The sequence below is a fragment of the Paenibacillus sp. FSL R5-0519 genome, assembly GCF_037974275.1.
Taxonomy (GTDB): domain Bacteria; phylum Bacillota; class Bacilli; order Paenibacillales; family Paenibacillaceae; genus Paenibacillus.
The window spans coordinates 1,726,848-1,743,211 of record NZ_CP150234.1 but is presented as its reverse complement, the minus strand read 5'-3'; the positions used below and the strand labels follow the sequence as shown (position 1 = coordinate 1,743,211).

The window sequence follows — 16,364 nt, the reverse complement described above, 5'->3', positions numbered from 1 at the left end:
CGGTAAAACCGGAGATTCTCTCCGTTAACACGGCAAAAAGCCCGCAGCTGTTCACACTGTGGACTTTTAACCGAAAGTATCATTCATTTAAACTTCACTTTATCTCACGAAGGATTAAAAAAAGTAAAAAGAGACTCCTCTAATTCTTTTTACTGCGCACCTCGAAAATAGCAAATTTGAGGTAATGTCCTTCATCCACGCCCAAAATTTGCGGGTGGTCCTTACCGGCTGCCTTCCAGTCGATCAGACGAAGCACTTTGCCAGCATCTTCCGCTGCACCAGCAATCGTATCCAGGAAGAGGTCTGGACGCATGTGGTATGAACAGCTGGCGGTTACCAAATATCCGCCCTCATTGACCAGTTTCATTCCTTGCAGGTTGATATCCTTATATCCACGGCATGCGCCTTTGACTGCTGATTTCGTCTTGGCAAACGCTGGGGGATCGAGGATGACAACATCAAATGTTTTACCGCCAGCTGCAAGCGCTTTGGAAGTATCTACTTTTTGTTCGCCAGCACGCGCACGTGCAGTACGTTCATCCAGTCCTTTCACTTGTTCACGCAAGTACTGGAATGCATCAGCAACTACGAATTCGACACGGTCGGTGAAACCATTCAGTTCGACATTCGTTCGTGCACTTTCAATGGCATGCTCCGATATATCAAGACAAGTCACTTTCTTGGCTCCATATTTGCAAGCATTTAACGTGAAGCTGCCCGTGTGTGAGAAGCACTCCAGTACGGTGGCACCATCCCAATAAGGGAATGTAACTACCTTACCACTTTTATTCACAGGCAAGAGCTGCTCTGTGCCATCCTGCTCGGTCATTTGAAGTGTGATTCCACTCTTGTAACCCCAACCCTTCATGAGCGGTTCGATCGCTGCACGATTCTCACGTTGGTCGAAGAAGTAACCTGTCTTCTGTCCTTCCACAATGTCCACTTTAATGAGTAGTCCATTCTCTGTAACAGTGACATGTCGCGGGCAATCTCCGTACAATGGGCCTTTGGTCTGCTCCAAACCTTCCAGTTCACGAATCGAGACATCACTGCGCTCATATATGCCTTCAGGCTGCATTACTTCAATGAGTGCCTGTACGATGGCTTCACGGCATCGATCCATGCCAAGTGTAAGCAACTGTACAACAAGAATGCTGCCGAATCGGTCAACGATTAATCCTGGCAGAAAATCAGCTTCGCCGTAAACGAGACGGTACGCCTCTCCATCCTGGATAAAACGTTCCCGATGACGCAGGCAATCGCGGAAACGCGCTGCAAAGAATGCCGTATCCATCTGTTCGGAATCCAGGGGTTGATAAGCTACAACCCTTACCGTGATCTGAGATGCGGGATTGTAATAACCTGTCGCCAGATAGCGACCTTGATGATTCAATACATTGACCAGATCTCCGGGCTCCGGGTTTCCGTCAACCGAGGCGATTTCATTGTTAAATATCCATGGATGTGCGTGTTCAAGCCGCTTTTTGCGACTTCGTTCGAGTGTAACTGATGGCAAGGTAGATCCACTTCTTTCATAGTTAGTTGAAAAGATAGGTTTGGTGCAAAGGAGACGCTACGGCGACGAATTGTTCCTCTGATCGCTGTTATCCCCAGATTTTTTTGATTCCCTTTCTTAAAGGGAAAATCCGGGGATAAAGGCGAGCGCTTCGCTTCTTCGGTAACAATTTCGTCTTCTTCGCTAAGTTTGCACGAATCACCGTATCTTTCGAATTGGGGTGCAGCAATTAGGTGGCGTTTCGGTTACGAATCGATCTTCCGATCGCTGTTATCCCCAGATTTTTTGACTCCCTTTCTAAAAGGGAAAATCTGGAGATAAAGGCGAGCGCTTCGCTTCTTCGGTAACAATTTCGTCTTCTTCGCTAAGTTTGCACGAATCACCGTATCTTTCGAATTGGGGTGCAGCAATTAGGTGGCGTTTCGGTTACGAATCGATCTTCCGATCGCTGTTGTCTCCAGATTTTTTTGATTCCCTTCTTTAAAGGGAAAATCCGGAGACAAAGGCGCACGCTTCGCTTCTTCAGATTCGATTTCGTACCCTCCACTACACTTGCACGAATCACCGTATCTTTCGAATTGGAGTGCGGCAATTAAGATACTTGAATTGAGGGAGGCTCGCTTTCCTCTGAATTCCTTTAGGCTTGTCATGGTTGTCTTTTCTTACTCATAGGATGAGTTAAGGAACCCGGACGGAAGGAATGATGTTTCTATGTTTAGAGATGTGATATTGCCCCTACTCTATGGGCTTATTATCTTTTTTGGTGGCATGAAGCTGATGGAGACGGCCTTGCAGCGTATGGCAGGTCCCATGTTGGCAGGTTGGCTCAATCGCGCCACCTCTGCTCCATGGAAAGGCATGGCCTTCAGTGCAGGTGCAACGGCCTTGTTACAGAGCAGTACGGCGGTCACCGTACTCACCATTGGACTGGCTAATGCCCGATTAATCACCTATGGACGCACACTCGGCATCATCCTCGGCACCAACATCGGGACATGTCTGACGACGGAGCTGGTGGGACTGCAGATCGGACGCGCTTCCCTGCCATTGCTTGTCCTGTCGCTGACGGGCTGGGCCATGTTTGTTGTGCTTGGTGAACGCAATCTGGCCGCGCCTGAGCGCACACGCCGGACTTTGTTTAACATCCAGTACAGCTTCCTGGCAGCTGCGGGATTTGCACTTGTCATGACAGGCATACAGGTGATGCAATCCATTGCCTTACCCTTGCGGAGCATGGGTGTATTTCAATGGTTTCTCGACCGCTCGGCCGACAGCTTGTGGTGGGGCTTCCTGGCAGGTGCCTGTCTTACCGCGCTCATTCACAGCAGCGCAGCTGTCATTAGCATGGCGATTACGCTCGCAGCCACAGGGGTGTTACCTGTGGAGATCGGCATCGCCATCGTGATCGGGTCCAACGTGGGGACCTGTATCACCGCTGTAATTGCTGCCGCGGGCGGAGCATCCGCAGGCAAATTTGTCGCAGCCTCCCATGTGGTATTAAACATTGCGGGAGCGCTGCTGTTTATGCCGCTGATCGGCCAGCTGCATGCAGCTTCGGCTTGGCTGTCAGCGGACAGCGGGGCACAGATTGCGCATGCCCAGACCCTTTTTAACATCACCAGTTCACTGCTTGCTTTGCCATTCTGTTACTTGCCCATCTGGCACAAAAAACCACCGGTCCACGCCCCCGCGGCGAAGTCACCCGTGGCTTGATGATCAACCTGTCCATACCCACAGATCGCGCGGCTAACTGACCAGAATTATGATGCGTTATACGTTAACGCCTAATTTGTTCAGAGCTACACGCAAGATGTCATCGTTATTATCATATCCGCTCTGCTGCTGTCTGGACCATGCTTCTTCCGGAGCATACCAATCCACACCTTTGATTTCTTCAATCTGAGGCTGTAGATCACCACTCTCGGCTTCTACGAGATAATAATGAACTTCCTTGTCCACCGGGCCAAAATCTGCATGTTGGTACGTATAAGCAATGATATCAACGGGCTCTACAATGCGACCCACCATACCTGTCTCTTCCAAAATCTCGCGTAATGCCGTCTGTTCGATTGTTTCTCCATCTTCCATTTTGCCCTTGGCGAGAGTTGTTTTACCATAACGATCTACGATAAGCTGAATTTGAAGACGTCCGTCTTCCCCTTTTCTATACACAACTCCGCCTGCTGAAATTTCTTTTTTGTTCATCGTACTCTCCCCCATCGACTTCAATATCTTATTTTTTGCAAAAGAAGGACCTCATCTCCCCGGGTAAGCTCCCCAAGGAAATGAAATCCTTGTTTCTGACGCCTCGATCACATCGCGGCGGACTTCAGATTCTCTTCCAACACCCGTACCAGCGTAGCCTGACTCTCGTTGACACCAGCTTCAACGACTTTGACTCGGCACACTTTACCGACCATATCCATGGTTCCTTCAAAGACCAGTTGAATGTAATTGTCACTATAACCGTGCAGCTTGCCACTTCCCTCACGACCCTTGGCTTCACCTTCGGGAATAACATCAAGTACCTGTCCAACAAACTGCTTAGCGTACTCCAGCTGCATCTGCTCAGACAACTCAATCAGTTCATGCACACGTGCATTTTTGACCTCTTCGTCCACCTGATCTTCCATTCGTGCTGCTGGCGTACCCGTACGCTTGGAATAAGGGAATACATGCATTTCGGAGAAACCGATCTTCCGCATCAGCTCATAGCCATTCCGATACATCTCATCGGTCTCACCTGGAAATCCAACAATAATGTCTGTTGTAATCGCTACATCCGGCATCGCTTCCCGAATGCGAAGCATCTTGTTATAAAACTCTTCCGTCGTATATTTGCGGCGCATGCGCTTCAACACCGTATCATCCCCCGCTTGCAGCGGAATATGGAAGTGACGAACGAGTTTATCCGAACGTTGGATCACGTCGAGCATGCGGTCATCGATCTGACTGGCTTCAATCGAGCTGATTCGAATACGCTCCAAACCTTCCACCTTGTCCAGATCCCACAGCAGATCGGTCAGATCATAATTCTCCATGTCATCGCCATAACCACCTGTATGAATACCCGTCAGAACAATCTCCTTGTATCCGGCGTGTACGAGTTGATGCGCCTGTTGAATAATGCTGCTTGCCTCACGGCTGCGTGAAAGCCCCCGAGACCACGGAATAATACAGAATGTACAGAAGTTATTGCAACCATCCTGAATCTTCAAGAATGCGCGGGTACGGTCAGCAAAATCCGGTACGTCCATTTCTTCAAACACACGGGTTTTCATAATATTACGCACCGCGTTAACCGGTTGACGAGACTCCTGAATTTCATTAACATATGGCAAAATCTTGTCACGGTCCTGTGTACCGATAACCAGATCCACCCCAGGGATGTCCAGAATCTCTGCCGGAGAAGTCTGCGCATAGCAGCCTGTAACAGCCACGATCGCCTCCGGGTTGCGCCGAATGGCACGACGAATAATTTGACGGCTCTTTTTGTCGCCGGTATTGGTTACTGTACAAGTATTAATCAAGTATACGTCCGCTGTCTGTTCATCAAAGTCCACTTGATCGTAACCTTCGTTTTTGAACAATTGCCAAATCGCCTCTGTATCATAGAAATTAACTTTGCAGCCTAAGGTGTAAAACGCCACGGATGGCATAATTACATTCCTCCCATTTCTCCGGATTCATATAGCACGCAAGTTAGTGCTGCCATTCCAGCTGTCTCAGCACGCAAAATGCGTTTGCCCAGTCCAACAGATACAGCACCTGCCTGATCAGCCTCTGCCGTCTCCTTCTCAGAAAATCCACCTTCCGGTCCAACAACGATCAGTACTTCTGCACTTGCATCAGGCGCAAGCTGCTCAACAAACGGTTTCAATGCATCTCTCAGCTGTTTACCGTTTTCTTTCTCATAACAATAACATACCAGACTATAGCCCTCAAAAGAAGATAACAGCCCTTTCCAGGAAAGCGGCTGCTCGACGGATGGAATGCGATTCCGATGACTCTGTTCGGCAGCTTCCTTGGCAATTTTTCGCCACCGCTCCAACCGTTTACCTTCTTTCTTGGCATCATATTGCACAATCGTACGTTCTGATAGGAAAGGTACAAAGGATACCGCCCCGATCTCAGTACATCTCTGGATAACTGTTTCCATCTTGTCGCCCTTGGGCAAGCTCTGTGCCACAGTTACTCGAATCCGTGCTTCACGGTCCATCTCGAGAGGTTCCACAATATTCGCTGTCACTTGGCCAACTTCAATGGTCTCAATTTCGACGAGTGCTTCTCTGGAGTTTCCGTCACTGACAATCAGCTTATCTCCAGGTTTACCACGCATGACCTTGCCAATATGGCGTGCATCATCACCTGTGATGATCACAGCGTGTTCATTAAACTGTTCTGCAGATACAAAATATCGCTGCATAAGTCAATCCACCCATTCTGTCCTGTTATGACTGGAATTCACCCCGCCTAATGACAGGCGTGAATCCAATCGCCACAGATGATCATACAACTTTTACGTGTTTCTGACCAGTATTCCGGTCCAATATACAAGATGCGCTATTAGCGATATAGTTCAATAATCAGTTTTGCCAGATCCACATACATCGTTTGCGCAAACACATACAAAGGTTGAATCGTCACATTTTGCAACGGAGGTATAACAAGAATCAATAAGAAGATAAAAATGGACCATTGCTCCACCCCTTGCAGCTGGCGGCTGATTGAAGGTGGCAATAGATCTTCCAGAATCCGATAACCATCCAGCGGGGGCAACGGAATCAAGTTAAACAGGAACAGGAAAAAGTTGGTTAAGTTAAAAATAGCGAAGAACGTCGTGATTGCTGTCAGCAACCGTTCATTATCTATACCGCCGAGTGCTCCCGAACCAACCAGTGAAGCGTAGATGATTGTACCGATGATCGCGAGCAACAGATTGCTCAGAGGCCCTGCTGCGGATACGATGATGCCCATCAATCTAGGCTTGTCGAAGTTAGCCCGATTAACCGGAACTGGACGTGCCCAACCAAAGCCGGCAATAATGAGCAACAGCACACCAAACAAGTCAAAGTGTACAACCGGATTCAGTGTGACCCGACCCAACAGCTTGGCTGTCGGATCACCAAATTTGTTGGCAAAATACGCATGCGAGAATTCATGCACCGTAAATGCGATCAGGATCGTCAGCAGGAAAAACGGAAGCTGATCAATCGGATAACGAAAGAACGAATTCCAAAAGTCCATACGTTACCCCTTTCTGGCTACATACGCCAGCCAATCCTCATCACGGTGAATCGCACTCACTTCAAACCCGGAGGCTACCAACGCATCATGCACCACTTGCTCTTTGTTCTTCCAGATGCCCGACACAATATAGGTGCCACCCGACTCAAGCGCATTGTACACATCGTCCACGAACAACAAAATGATCTCAGCCAGAATGTTCGCCACAACAACCTTAACTGGCAGTTGCACGCCAAGCGCAGGGTCTTGACTCCCAAGGACGGACAACAGATCACTTTCTTTAACCGTAATTTGTTGCTCCAACCCGTTCAGTTCCACATTCTCCCTGGCGCTGATTACCGCAACCGGATCAAGATCGAGCGCCAGCACATGTTTTGCCCCGAGTTTAATCGCGCCTATAGCCAAGATGCCAGAACCTGTACCTACGTCAATGACTTCCTCACCGCCCTGAATAACCGTTTCCAGTGTACGCAAGCAGAGAGAGGTTGTTGGGTGTGTTCCTGTACCAAAAGCCATGCCGGGATCAAGCTCAATGATTTTCTCATCCGGACTTTCTGGCGTATACTCTTCCCACGTTGGTTTAATCGTCAGACGTTCCGATACACGTACCGGCTTGAAATATTGCTTCCAGGCTGTTGCCCAGTCATTTTCATCCACTGTACGCGTCTCATAGCGAACCTCACCTGTATCAATTCCGAATTCAGGGAGTTCCTCAATTCTAGGATTAACTTCTGACTGTAGTGCAACCATATCCGTACCTTCGGAGAAGTACCCTTTGATGACCGCAAAGCCTTCAGGAATATCATTCAAAGGAACGTCGTATAACTCACCATATGTGGTGTCCCGTTTTTTATTTAAAGTACCGGACTCTTCAATCGAAACCCCTCCAGCACCCGCTTCATGTAAAAAATTCGAAATCATCTCCACAGCTTCTTCTGTGGTATGTATTGTTAGTTCATGCCATAACATACTTGGTTTTTCCTCCTCATTTTTCAAACATCCCAACTATTGTACTACACAAGCGAGCCGGAGTACAAAGCCGCACCAATAAAAGAAAAACAAAACAGGATATCCGCAGTCTGGCTGCTCGAATATCCTGTCGTCTAATATACATATCTGTGTCATTTACTTCAGCATGTTGCAACATTCGAATCTGATTTAGCAAAAGCGTCCACCATTCTGCGTGATCATCTCTGCAGCTTGCGGGAGCGAATCGTTCGATACGGACACGGTCAGCAAAATTTCTTGTTTAAACCTGTTTGCCGAATCCTCTTCAGGTGTATCATACACCTGACCATTGGATAACATTTCCGTGTCATCACTAATCAGAGCAAGTACATTCAGTTCACCACTGAATCCGCCGACAATGGCTGTAGGAGAATTATCAGAGCCCGTAACATCGTGTGAGTCCAATGCAGACGTTTCATTGCTAAGGCTCTCGATACTCAATTGGTTCGGGTGCAACAATGCCAGGGCTCTACGTGCAGACTCGGCCTCCGTCCAGCTTGTAAAAACAGCTTCGAGGGTCACTGCCGAGCGATCTTCAGTCATGAAGCTCCCGTCCCTGACGTCGATCAGCCGCTTCACTGCGGCGTAATGCTTCTATATCTTCATGATCCGCAGCTTCAGCGCTGAATTCCACGTCTTCATTTTTCGCGGATTGCATCCGTTTCATTTTTTCCGTTTTTGTTAGAATCTTGCCCGGACGTTCATGTTCTGCCATTGTAATACTCCTCCTTCATATTGTACAGGTTCAACTAAATCGTATTTACACTGACACTTCGATGACAGAACAACCTTACGATCGCTGGTTATCCCCAGATTTTTTTAATCCCTCTGCAACGGGAAAATCCGGGGATAGCGTATGCTTCCGAAGTAGCTTTCTTGCGAAAGCTTTTAGGCGAACGCTTCGCTTCTTCAGTTTTTTCTGCCCTCTCCGTTAATGTGTAAATGTTTAGATTGAATCTTATATTGTTGATCTAAATATAGATTTCTTGAAACTAGATCAATCCACCGGCTTGTTCGATAATAGACATCGCGCGGTGATGTACCGATTCATCTACGATCACAGTAAGTAATACATCCCTTCCTGTAGGTCCACCTTGTCCACCATCACTCATGCCGCTCGCAGAAGGGTCTGCTGCAGCCATGATTCCAGCACTGGCATTTGTTTGCATCGAGTCGGGCACCCATGATGAAAAACTGCCGGAAACGCCCGGCTTGTAGGAAGCCCCGCTTGGTCCTACACCCGCATATCGGCTGAATCGATTAATGGACAGGTCCTCCACTCGCAATGCCTCCAGTTTTTTGGCTGCCCCCTGGGCCTGCTCCGGGCTGTGAAAGTAAGCCAAAATATTTTTCTCGGTCATCCGCTTCACCTGCTTCCCTAATTTCTCGCATATCAGCTATGCATATCATTCTCGCCATGCTATCTTTCCGCAAGTTCGCGCAGAATATACCGAAATGCTCCCACAAATTGCTGTTGCTCTTCATAGCATATATCCATGGATTTTACCAAAACCGCTGAACCACTAAAAAAAGGCGTACAAAAAAAAGGACACCCTGCGGTAAAAAACCGCTGTGGTGTCCTTGGGGACTTGCTATATTTTATTCTCAGTCGCCGCGAAATGCACGTTTCACTCGATCAAAGAAAGATTGTTCATGCTCATGTGTTTGCTCTCCATCCAGCGCAGCAATTTGGCGAAGCAGATCTTTCTGCTCGTCATTCAGCTTACTAGGTGTAACCACAACCACTTTCACATGCTGATCCCCTTGCCCCATACCGCGCAAGCGTGGTACGCCCTTACCTTTGAGACGGAAATACGTACCCGTTTGTGTACCCGCTGGTACTTTCAATTTCACTTTCTCGGTCAACGTCGGGATCTCAACCTCATCTCCCAGAGCTGCCTGAGCAAAGGTAAGTGGGATTTCGCAATAAATATCGTCACCTTCACGCTCGAAGAAATCATGTGATTTCACGCGAATGACAATATACAGATCTCCGGCTGGTCCGCCACGCAGGCCTCCCTCGCCCTCACCTGTCATACGCAGTTGCGCGCCGTCATCCACACCCGCTGGAATGCGAACATGAATTTTGCGTTGCTTGCGGACTTTCCCGCTGCCACTGCACGTTGTACATTTTTCTTTGATAATTTGGCCCGAACCGCTACAGTTCGAACATGCACGACGATTCACCATACGACCAAACGGTGTATTTTGCACAACTTCCTGCTGACCGCTACCATGGCAGACCGAGCAGGTTTCCGGTTTCGTTCCAGGTTTGGCACCTGAACCATGACAGGTATCACAGCCTTCAGTACGCGGAATTGTAATATCGGTTTCTTTACCGAATACCGCTTCCTTGAACTCAATCGTCATGGTGTACTGCAGATCATTCCCCCGTTGCGGAGCATTTGGATCACGTCGTCCACCGCCACCGCCGCCAAAGAACATATCGAAGATGTCGCCAAATCCGCCGCCGCCAAAATCACCGCCACCACCGAATCCACCCTGATTCGGATCGACATGACCATATTGATCATATTGTGCACGCTTCTGACTGTCACTCACTACGTCATAAGCTTCTTTGACTTCCTTAAATTTAGCTTCTGCATCCGCAGCCTTGTTTACGTCAGGGTGATACTGACGGGCAAGCTTACGGTAAGCCTTTTTAATCTCATCGTCGTTAGCCGTTTTACTAACGCCAAGCACCTCATAATAATCACGCTTTTCAGCCACTCTTCCACCCCCATATCATTCACCATATCGCACATCGTGACAAAAGGAAAGCCAAAGCGCGGGAGCCCCGGCTATGACTTTCCCTCTAATTCGAACGTCACCGATGTTTAATTCGCGTAGAACTACGAATTAGTTTTGTTTTTTATCTTCATCCACAACTTCGTAATCAGCGTCTACGACGTTATCACGTTTAGCGGAACCTTGTTGCTCTTCAGCACCTTGTGCTTCTTGCTCTTGCGCCTGAGCTTGCTCATACAGTTTCACGGACAGTTGTTGAACGATCTCTGTCAGTTCTTCTGTAGCAGCCTTGATATCTTCCAGGTTGTCGGAAGCCAGAACACCTTGCAATTTTTCTTTGGCAGCATTCGCTTTTTCAACTTCGCCAGCATCTGCTTTTTCACCAAGATCTTTGATCGTTTTGTCAACAGAGTAGATCAATTGATCTGCACTGTTTTTCGCTTCAACGAGTTCTCTGCGTTTTTTATCTTCTTCCGCGTGCAACTCAGCATCTTTCATCATTTGCTCAACTTCTTCATCGCTCAAACCGCTGGAAGAAGTGATTGTGATTTTTTGAGTTTTGTTCGTACCTTTATCCGTTGCAGATACGTTAACGATACCGTTGGCATCAATATCGAAGCTAACTTCGATCTGTGGAACGCCACGTGGAGCTGGTGGAATATCACCCAACATGAAGCGTCCAAGCGATTTGTTACCCGCTGCCATCTCACGCTCACCTTGCAGAACATGAATCTCAACGCTTGGTTGATTGTCTGCATACGTGGAGAATACTTGAGATTTGCTTGTAGGGATCGTTGTGTTACGCTCAATCATTTTAGTGAATACGCCACCCGCTGTTTCGATACCCAGGGACAATGGAGTTACGTCGAGCAATACAACGTCTTTCACGTCACCTGTCAGTACGCCCGCTTGTACAGCGGCACCCAAGGCTACAACCTCATCCGGGTTAACGCCTTTATGAGGCTCTTTACCAGTGAGTTTTTTGATCGCTTCTTGTACTGCAGGAATACGTGTGGAACCACCAACCAATACGATCTTGTCGATATCGTTAGCTGTCATACCCGCATCACTCAATGCACGACGAGTTGGTTCAAGCGTACGCTCAACCAGACCTGCAGAGATTTCTTCGAATTTCGCACGGCTCAGGTTCAACTCCAAATGCTGAGGAACGCCATCAGCTACCGTGATGAACGGCAAGGAGATCGTTGTAGTCAATACGCCGGAAAGTTCTTTTTTCGCTTTTTCCGCTGCATCTTTCAAACGTTGAACCGCCGCTTTATCTTTACTCAAGTCAATGCCTTGATCTTTTTTGAATTCACTTACGAGATAATCAATGATCACTTGGTCAAAGTCATCGCCACCCAGTTGGTTGTCCCCGCTAGTTGCTTTAACTTCGAAGAAGCCGTCACCCAGTTCAAGAATGGATACGTCGAACGTACCACCACCCAGGTCATATACGAGAATCGTTTGGTCTTCGGATTTCTCCATACCGTATGCCAAAGCTGCTGCTGTAGGCTCGTTGACGATACGCAGAACTTCCAAACCTGCGATTTTACCCGCATCTTTCGTCGCTTGACGCTGACTGTCGTTGAAGTAAGCTGGTACAGTGATAACGGCTTGAGTTACCGTTTGACCCAGATAAGCTTCAGCATCGGATTTCAATTTTTGCAGGATGATTGCAGAGATCTCTTGTGCAGAGTAGTCTTTGCCATCGATTGTTTCCTTGTGGGAAGTACCCATGTGACGTTTGATCGACATGATCGTACGATCCGGATTGGTGATCGCTTGACGTTTTGCTGTTTCACCGACAACGCGCTCTCCATCTTTTTTGAAACCGACTACGGATGGAGTTGTGCGTGCGCCCTCCGGATTAGGAATTACGACAGCCTCGCCGCCTTCCATTACTGCTACGCATGAGTTTGTTGTTCCTAAGTCAATACCAATTACTTTGCTCATCCGAAAATTTCCTCCTCAACAATTTAAAATGAATGGGTCTGATCTGACCCTTATTTAGATGTTCATGTTGCTAATCGTGCTCTATGTGTACAAACCTTTATATTAAACTTCGCCCACATTGTTCAACCAAGGAGCCGACTCATACCTTCCCATAAGGAAATTATGAGCTGACTTTAACCATAGCTGGACGAAGCACTTTATCTTTCAGCATGTAGCCTTTTTGGACTTCCTCAACAACGATACCTTCTTCGTACTCGTCGCTCTCCACTTGCATAATCGCTTGGTGGAATTCAGGATTGAACGGTTGTCCTACCGATTCCATAGCCGTCAGACCTTCGTTATTCATCACCGTTTCCAATTGACGGAAGATCATTTGCATGCCCTTGGAGAAAGATTCGACCTCTGCTCCTTCCGGTACAGTAGCCATGGCGCGCTCGAAGTTATCTATAACCGGTACCAATTCGGTGACCAGCTTCATCGAAGCGTATTTAGCCAATTCTTCTTTTTCCTTCTGCGTACGACGACGGAAGTTATCAAAATCAGCCTGTGCACGGACATAACGCTGCTGTTGCTCTTCAGCTTCAGCCTTCAGACGCGCAAGCTCATCCTGCTCCTGATCAGCGATCTCCTCAGCTTGTGCTTCTGCAGCGCCAGCTTCATTAATAGGCTCCTGCTCAGCTGCTGTTATCTCTTGTTCTTCTGTAAATGATTGCTCCTCTTTCAAGATGTTCACCTCCTTATACGAATGAAATGGTTCATTCCCGAATCTTTATTTGAAACGATGCGTCAGCATCGCCGTCAAGTCACGGGATAGTGTATTTAGAATATGAATGACACGTGCATAATCCATTCGCGTGGGTCCCAGAATACCAATCGAACCCAAAGCCTCACCGTCCAATGAATAGGAGGCTGTAATCAGGCTGCAGTTGGCAAAGGCTTCATGATCATTCTCAGTGCCGATTCGCACTTGAATACCAGATCCACCCGGCACGGGCATCATCAATTTCATGAGTGTTGGTGTCTCCTCAAGCAGGTCAAGAATATCTTTTACCTTTTCGATATCTTTAAACTCCGGTTGAGTCAACATATTGGTGGCACCACTGAGGAACAGACGATTATCATGTTCGTTGTCAAAGGCACTGTTCAGCACCTGCATAACTTCCTCATAACGTGTAATATGCCGTTCCATCTCTTGCCCAAGTTCGGTATAAAGACGGGATTTCAATTTGTAGATGGGTACGCCCACAAGTTTGGTATTTAACAAACGAACCACATTTTCCATCTCGGCTACCGAGATTTCGGGTGGAATCTGGACCGTCTTGTTCTCCACCTGACCTGTATTGGTCACAATGATTGCCACAGCTTCACTTTCATTCAACGGAAGCAATTGGAAGTGACGTAGGGACGTATGGAATACTTCCGGTCCAAGCAGGATCGAAGTATAATTCGTCATATGTGACAAAATATTGGATGCATGCTGAATAACTTGCTCCATGACGTTCAACTTTTCAGCGAAGAACGACTTCAGATCATCCAACTCCTGAGGCTCCACCTGATTCCAGGGAACCAAATGATCGACATAATATCGATAGCCTTTATGGGATGGAATGCGTCCAGCCGATGTATGCGGCTGTTCCAGAAAGCCCATATCTTCGAGGTCCGCCATTTCATTACGGATCGTCGCCGGACTGTATCCAACATCTCCCCTTTTGGAAATGCTCCGGGACCCTACGGGCTCAGCTGAACGGATATAGTCATCCACTATAGCGTTCAGAATCATTCGTTGACGCTCTGTTAACATGGTGAGTATTCCCTCCTTCTGACTGTACTGTCCCATGTCGTTAGCACTCCAGTTAGATGAGTGCTAAGCGGTAATACAAAAATACCAAACTGACGTGAACATTGTCAAGTGAGTTTGATGAGTGGGCTCATCTATTTATAGTATAGACCAATGTCAACAAGTCCTAACAACTTTATTGTACATACTTTAAAGTAAAAAAAGGACTGCATGTAGGGCAGAGGTTGACTCGGCTCGGTCCATGCAGTCCATTCAGTTATTAGGCTGAAACGTTAAGCTCTTTTAATACCGCGATCTCATCACAACAATCCTGCTTGCTGCAATGAACACAGTCGGTCCATACTTTCTCGGGGAAAATCTCTTTTTCCACCACGGAAAAGCCGTTTTTGAGGAAGAAGGATACTTCATATGTCAACGCCATAACCTTAGGAATCTGTTGTTTCTCCGCTTCTTCTACCAGCCGGTCCAGCAATCGGGAGCCAATACCGAGCCCTTTGTGCCCTTCCGAGATACCGAGTGATCTGACTTCTACCAAATCATTCCCCAGACGACAAAGCGATCCGCAACCCACCACTTCACCATCAACTTCGGCTACAACAAAGTGCTCCAGCTGCCGGTGCAGTATTTCCCGTGATCGCGGAAGCATGATCCCACGCTCTGCATAGCCCTTAATCATTTCATACAGTGGTTCAACATCTTCTCGCACGGCTTTTCTGCATATTACCGACATCCTGCTCTCCTCCTATTACCAAGCTTTCCAGAGGAAAGCTGACTTCGTAGTTGTTAAATTAACACGCTCTGTAAAATCAATATGAATAAATATACAACAGAGCGTATAGAATTTCAAGCTACGAATTCAGCGATATGGACCCGATAAACTCCGCAAAAACGTCATTTCCGAACAGGATACCCTGCTCACTCAGTCGGAAGCCGTCTGCCGTCCGCTCAAGCAACCCTGCGTTCAACATTTTTCCCAAAGGCTTCGCAAACACTTCTTCCATGGACTCTCCAAACTGTTCGCTAAACCGTGAGGCCGAAGCCCCCTCCAACATTCTCAGTCCAACCATCAGATAATCTTCCATAGCCTCCGGACGAGCAATCTCAAAATGATCCAGACGAGGCAGTCCTGCTCGTGAAGCTTCCACATAAGGATTTATACCTTTAATATTCATATGCCGTTCACGGCCTACATATCCATGTGCACCTGCACCCAGACCGTAGTAGTCCTCATTACGCCAGTACGTAATATTGTGACGACTCTCGAAGCCCGGCTTGGCAAAGTTACTGATCTCGTATTGTCCATAGCCTGCTTCTTTCATACGTCTCATTAATAGAAGATACATTTCCAGCTCGTCATCTTCATGAGGAAGTGGTAACTGGTTCTTCTGATACAGTGTATGGAAAAGGGTATTCTCTTCCACTTTCAGGCTGTAGATGGAGTAATGCGGCAGATCCAGTTCGAGCGCTTTGTCGATACTCTCATTCAACATCGCTACGGTCTGGTTCGGCAAACCAAACATCAGGTCAATGGACAGGTTATTCAAGCCTGCTTTACGAGCATTCTCCAAACTGCGATATACATCATCCGTATTATGAATACGGCCAATGCCTGTCAGCAGATCATTCTGAAAAGCCTGCACGCCAAAGCTGACACGGTTTACACCGCCCTCTTTCATTGCAGCGAGTTTCTCTGCATCTGTTGTTCCCGGGTTGGCTTCCATTGAAAATTCAATATCATCCGCCCAATTTGGGAAATATGTCTTCACGGAACGAAGAAATACTGCCATCTCGTCCGGTTTCAGAGCCGTTGGCGTACCCCCACCTACAAATATGGTCTTGATCTCCCCCGGTGGATTTGCCTTAACTGTATGTTCCATCTCCCGTTCCAGCGCTTCGAGATATTGCATCACGGGCTGATCTTTCAGAACGTAGGAGTTAAAGTCGCAATAAAAACACTTATTCGTGCAAAAGGGAATGTGTAGATACACCGCTTGGGGCGCACCTGTCTTCCGGCTGTGTGCTGCCAATGTCATGGCAAGTCCCCCTCTATTTGAAAAAAGGAAAGCCATCCGGCTTCCCTTTCAGCTTAGT

At 47.5% G+C, this 16,364-nt stretch carries 16 protein-coding genes; 1 reads left to right on the top strand and 15 read right to left on the bottom strand.

Annotated features, from left to right (window positions below):
• Positions 1-139: 139 nt before the first annotated feature.
• The gene (locus tag MKY73_RS07815) at positions 140-1,516 is read right to left on the bottom strand and encodes a class I SAM-dependent rRNA methyltransferase (protein WP_339306697.1); all 1,377 of its coding nucleotides are present in this window, start codon (positions 1,514-1,516) and stop codon (positions 140-142) included.
• A 711-nt stretch (positions 1,517-2,227) separates the two neighbouring features.
• On the opposite strand from MKY73_RS07815, the gene MKY73_RS07810 reads away from it, so the two are divergent.
• Positions 2,228-3,229 (top strand): Na/Pi symporter, encoded by a 1,002-nt coding sequence (locus tag MKY73_RS07810; protein WP_339306696.1) that lies wholly within the window; start codon positions 2,228-2,230, stop codon positions 3,227-3,229.
• Between the two features lie 57 nt (positions 3,230-3,286).
• On the opposite strand, the gene MKY73_RS07805 is transcribed toward MKY73_RS07810, so the two are convergent.
• The 14 genes from MKY73_RS07805 to hemW all read right to left on the bottom strand — a co-directional run bounded on the left by MKY73_RS07805 (position 3,287) and on the right by hemW (position 16,306).
• Positions 3,287-3,721 (bottom strand): NUDIX domain-containing protein, encoded by a 435-nt coding sequence (locus MKY73_RS07805; RefSeq protein WP_339306694.1) that lies wholly within the window; start codon positions 3,719-3,721, stop codon positions 3,287-3,289.
• 107 nt (positions 3,722-3,828) lie between these two features.
• On the bottom strand, positions 3,829-5,175 hold the full coding sequence (gene mtaB / locus MKY73_RS07800) for a tRNA (N(6)-L-threonylcarbamoyladenosine(37)-C(2))-methylthiotransferase MtaB (protein WP_339306692.1): 1,347 nt from the start codon (positions 5,173-5,175) through the stop codon (positions 3,829-3,831).
• Positions 5,176-5,177: 2 nt separating this feature from the next.
• A complete protein-coding gene (locus MKY73_RS07795; protein WP_124115969.1) occupies positions 5,178-5,942 on the bottom strand; it encodes a 16S rRNA (uracil(1498)-N(3))-methyltransferase in 765 nt (254 codons plus the stop codon).
• 140 nt (positions 5,943-6,082) lie between these two features.
• A complete protein-coding gene (locus MKY73_RS07790; protein WP_339306689.1) occupies positions 6,083-6,763 on the bottom strand; it encodes a site-2 protease family protein in 681 nt (226 codons plus the stop codon).
• 3 nt (positions 6,764-6,766) lie between these two features.
• Positions 6,767-7,732: a 50S ribosomal protein L11 methyltransferase gene (gene prmA / locus MKY73_RS07785; RefSeq protein ID WP_339306687.1), complete on the bottom strand. Its 966-nt coding sequence runs from the start codon at positions 7,730-7,732 to the stop codon at positions 6,767-6,769.
• 189 nt (positions 7,733-7,921) lie between these two features.
• Positions 7,922-8,314: a hypothetical protein gene (locus MKY73_RS07780; RefSeq protein ID WP_339306685.1), complete on the bottom strand. Its 393-nt coding sequence runs from the start codon at positions 8,312-8,314 to the stop codon at positions 7,922-7,924.
• Positions 8,307-8,486, bottom strand: a complete 180-nt coding sequence (locus tag MKY73_RS07775) for a YfhD family protein (protein ID WP_017687220.1) — start codon at positions 8,484-8,486, stop codon at positions 8,307-8,309. Before MKY73_RS07775 ends, MKY73_RS07780 begins: the two co-directional genes overlap by 8 nt.
• Positions 8,487-8,763: 277 nt before the next feature.
• Entirely contained in the window at positions 8,764-9,132 is a 369-nt protein-coding gene (locus MKY73_RS07770) for a hypothetical protein (protein WP_338588005.1), read from the bottom strand.
• Between the two features lie 244 nt (positions 9,133-9,376).
• Complete coding sequence (gene dnaJ / locus MKY73_RS07765; RefSeq protein ID WP_339236068.1) at positions 9,377-10,501, bottom strand: molecular chaperone DnaJ; 1,125 nt, start codon at positions 10,499-10,501, stop codon at positions 9,377-9,379.
• 129 nt (positions 10,502-10,630) lie between these two features.
• Positions 10,631-12,475: a molecular chaperone DnaK gene (gene dnaK, locus MKY73_RS07760; RefSeq protein ID WP_278298857.1), complete on the bottom strand. Its 1,845-nt coding sequence runs from the start codon at positions 12,473-12,475 to the stop codon at positions 10,631-10,633.
• A gap of 160 nt (positions 12,476-12,635) precedes the next feature.
• Entirely contained in the window at positions 12,636-13,199 is a 564-nt protein-coding gene (gene grpE / locus MKY73_RS07755) for a nucleotide exchange factor GrpE (RefSeq protein ID WP_339306683.1), read from the bottom strand.
• Positions 13,200-13,244: 45 nt separating this feature from the next.
• Positions 13,245-14,276, bottom strand: coding sequence for a heat-inducible transcriptional repressor HrcA (gene hrcA / locus MKY73_RS07750; RefSeq protein ID WP_036615092.1), 1,032 nt, complete (start codon positions 14,274-14,276; stop codon positions 13,245-13,247).
• A 256-nt stretch (positions 14,277-14,532) separates the two neighbouring features.
• Positions 14,533-15,003 (bottom strand): N-acetyltransferase, encoded by a 471-nt coding sequence (locus MKY73_RS07745; RefSeq protein WP_339306681.1) that lies wholly within the window; start codon positions 15,001-15,003, stop codon positions 14,533-14,535.
• Positions 15,004-15,121: 118 nt separating this feature from the next.
• Entirely contained in the window at positions 15,122-16,306 is a 1,185-nt protein-coding gene (gene hemW / locus MKY73_RS07740) for a radical SAM family heme chaperone HemW (protein WP_339306680.1), read from the bottom strand.
• Between the last annotated feature and the right edge of the window lie 58 nt (positions 16,307-16,364).

Excerpts from the sequence above, each read along its gene's own strand:
- MKY73_RS07810 (WP_339306696.1), top strand. The coding sequence starts at position 2,228 with ATGTTTAGAGATGTGATATTGCCCCTACTCTATGGGCTTATTATCTTT.
- MKY73_RS07805 (WP_339306694.1), bottom strand. The coding sequence starts at position 3,721 with ATGAACAAAAAAGAAATTTCAGCAGGCGGAGTTGTGTATAGAAAAGGG.
- mtaB (WP_339306692.1), bottom strand. The coding sequence starts at position 5,175 with ATGCCATCCGTGGCGTTTTACACCTTAGGCTGCAAAGTTAATTTCTAT.
- MKY73_RS07795 (WP_124115969.1), bottom strand. The coding sequence starts at position 5,942 with ATGCAGCGATATTTTGTATCTGCAGAACAGTTTAATGAACACGCTGTG.
- MKY73_RS07790 (WP_339306689.1), bottom strand. The coding sequence starts at position 6,763 with ATGGACTTTTGGAATTCGTTCTTTCGTTATCCGATTGATCAGCTTCCG.
- prmA (WP_339306687.1), bottom strand. The coding sequence starts at position 7,732 with ATGTTATGGCATGAACTAACAATACATACCACAGAAGAAGCTGTGGAG.
- MKY73_RS07780 (WP_339306685.1), bottom strand. The coding sequence starts at position 8,314 with ATGACTGAAGATCGCTCGGCAGTGACCCTCGAAGCTGTTTTTACAAGC.
- MKY73_RS07775 (WP_017687220.1), bottom strand. The coding sequence starts at position 8,486 with ATGGCAGAACATGAACGTCCGGGCAAGATTCTAACAAAAACGGAAAAA.
- MKY73_RS07770 (WP_338588005.1), bottom strand. The coding sequence starts at position 9,132 with ATGACCGAGAAAAATATTTTGGCTTACTTTCACAGCCCGGAGCAGGCC.
- dnaK (WP_278298857.1), bottom strand. The coding sequence starts at position 12,475 with ATGAGCAAAGTAATTGGTATTGACTTAGGAACAACAAACTCATGCGTA.
- hrcA (WP_036615092.1), bottom strand. The coding sequence starts at position 14,276 with ATGTTAACAGAGCGTCAACGAATGATTCTGAACGCTATAGTGGATGAC.
- MKY73_RS07745 (WP_339306681.1), bottom strand. The coding sequence starts at position 15,003 with ATGTCGGTAATATGCAGAAAAGCCGTGCGAGAAGATGTTGAACCACTG.
- hemW (WP_339306680.1), bottom strand. The coding sequence starts at position 16,306 with ATGACATTGGCAGCACACAGCCGGAAGACAGGTGCGCCCCAAGCGGTG.